This window comes from Planobispora rosea (assembly GCF_014648175.1).
Taxonomy (GTDB): Bacteria; Actinomycetota; Actinomycetes; order Streptosporangiales; family Streptosporangiaceae; genus Planobispora; species Planobispora rosea.
Window position 1 is genome coordinate 1 of the sequence record NZ_BMQP01000140.1, and the last position, 853, is coordinate 853.

Below are 853 nucleotides of genomic sequence, written 5' to 3' on the forward strand. Positions count from 1 at the left end.
CATGATGGAGCACATGGGGAAGAAGAAACCGCGTCCTCGCCGCTCGTTCACCCGTGAGTTCAAAGCCGAGATCGTCGAGCTGTGTCAGCGCGGGGACCGCTCGGTCGGCCAGGTGGCCAAGGACTTCGATCTGACCGAGACCGCCGTGCGCGACTGGATCCGCCAGGCCGAGGCCGACATCGGTCGACGTGACGGGCTGACCAGCAGTGAGCGCGAGGAGCTGGCCGCGCTGCGGCGGGAGAACCGCCGCCTGCGCGAGGATGTCGACATCCTCAAGCGGGCCACGGCTTTCTTCGCGAAGGAGACCCGGTGAAGGTGCATCCCTTCATCGAGGCGGAAAAGCAGAGCGGCCACAACGTCAAGCGGGCGTGTGAGCTGCTGGAGGTCTCCCGATCCGCCTTCTACGCCCGCCGTCAGGGCATCCCTGGTCCCCGTGCGGTGCGTGATGCGCACCTGGCCGAGCGCATCGCCGAGATCCATCGGTACTCGCGCGGCATCTACGGTGCTCCGCGCATCCACGCCATCCTGCAGCGGGAAGGGGCCGGCTGCGGACGGCGCCGAGTGGCGCGGCTGATGCGCGCGGCCGGGTTGCAGGGCCGCCACCGGCGCCGTCGGCAGCAGACCACCGTCGCCGATCCGCACGCCGTGCTGCGCCCCGACCTCATCGGCCGGGACTTTCGCCCGGATGCGGCCGCGATCAACACCCGCTGGTGCGGCGACATCACCTATCTGCCGACCGAGGAGGGCTGGCTGTATCTGGCCACGGTCATCGACATCGCCTCCCGCCGGGTGGTCGGCTGGGCCACCGCCGATCACCTGCGCACCGAGCTGGTCGCCGACGCCTTGGAAGCGG

At 69.8% G+C, this 853-nt stretch carries 2 protein-coding genes; both read left to right on the forward strand.

Going from position 1 to position 853, the window contains the following annotated elements; genetic code table 11:
• A partial coding sequence (locus IEZ08_RS39115; RefSeq protein WP_229803974.1) for a transposase occupies positions 1-313 on the forward strand: 313 nt, incomplete at its 5' end.
• A partial coding sequence (locus IEZ08_RS39120; protein ID WP_189244258.1) for an IS3 family transposase occupies positions 310-853 on the forward strand: 544 nt, incomplete at its 3' end. The genes IEZ08_RS39115 and IEZ08_RS39120, both read left to right, overlap by 4 nt.